The organism is Roseateles sp. P5_B10, from assembly GCF_056400485.1.
The window spans coordinates 1-1,211 of record NZ_JBFULE010001181.1 but is presented as its reverse complement, the minus strand read 5'-3'; the positions used below and the strand labels follow the sequence as shown (position 1 = coordinate 1,211).

The window sequence follows — 1,211 nt, the reverse complement described above, 5'->3', positions numbered from 1 at the left end:
CGCCTGGGCCGCGTGCGCGCCGCGCCGCTCGACGGCATCCGCATGGGCTGGGCCGGATCAACGCAGGCCGGCCAGCCGTTTTACTTCCGCATCCAGGGCGCCAGCTTCCTCATCGAGTTCGACAACTCGGGTGGCAACCACATCCATTCGGTGTGGCGCGACTTCGACGGCGACTTCGGCCGCGACGTGCTGGGCGAGCACTACCGCAAGGCCGAGGGCAGTGCACATCGCCACCGGTCGTCTACTTCACCTTGACCACCACCTTGCCCTTGGCCCGGCCTGTCTCGACATAGGCCAGCGCGTCGTTCGTCGATTCGAACGCAAAGACGCGGTCCACGACCGGGCGTATCGCGCCGGCGTCGACCAGGCGAGTGATCTCGCGCAGCTGTTGCCCGCTGGCCCGCATGAAGAGGAACGAGTAGTTCAAGCCCAGGCGCGCTGCCGCCCGCCTGACGCCGGCGCTCAACAGGCGCACGACGAGGCGCACGAACCAGGGCGCGCCCAGGCCCTTTGCGAAGGCAGGATCGGGCGGGCCGGAGATCGAGATGAGGGTGCCGCCGGGTTTGAGTACGCGCAGGGACTTGTGCAATGCCGCGGTGTCCTGGCTGTGCAGCACGACGTCGTAGTCCTGCAGCACGCGCTCGAAGTCATCGTTGCGGTAGTCGATGACGACATCGGCGCCCAGGCGCTTCACGAGCTTGATGTTGGCGCTGCTGGTCGTGGTGGCGACGGTGGCCCCCACATGCTTGGCCAGCTGGATGGCGAAGCTGCCGACGCCACCGGAGCCGGCCTGGATGAAGACTTTCTGCCCCTTCTTCAGCTTGGCCCTCTCGATGAGGGCCTGCCAGGCGGTCAGGCCCACCAGCGGCAGCGACGCGGCCTCTTCCATGCTGAGCGCCTTGGGCTTGAGCGCCAGGGACGCCTCCTTGACGGCCACGTATTCGGCGAAGCTGCCGATGCGGAAGTCATCGGGCCGCGCATAGACCTCGTCGCCCGGCTTGAAACCTTGCACGCGCGGCCCGACTTCGGTGACGACGCCGGCCACGTCATGGCCCAGCACCAGGGGCAGGCGGTAGGGCAGGATGAGCTTGAACTCGCCGCTCCTGATCTTGGCGTCCAGCAGGTTCACGCCGGCGGCGTGGACCTGGACCAGCACCTCGTCATCGCGCAGCGTCGGAGCCGGCACCTCTGCCGACCGCAATGTGCGGTTC

General features: G+C 67.8%; 2 protein-coding genes. One reads left to right on the top strand and one right to left on the bottom strand.

Annotated features, from left to right (window positions below; genetic code table 11):
- Positions 1–255: DUF3500 domain-containing protein (locus AC1DU6_RS31915; RefSeq protein WP_477862213.1), on the top strand; the 255-nt coding region annotated here is incomplete at its 5' end.
- Here the strand turns inward: AC1DU6_RS31915 and AC1DU6_RS31910 are convergent.
- Positions 242–1,211, bottom strand: a 970-nt coding sequence (locus AC1DU6_RS31910) for an NADP-dependent oxidoreductase (RefSeq protein ID WP_477862211.1), incomplete at its 5' end; no start/stop codon positions are given. The two genes, AC1DU6_RS31915 and AC1DU6_RS31910, sit on opposite strands and share 14 nt — an antisense overlap.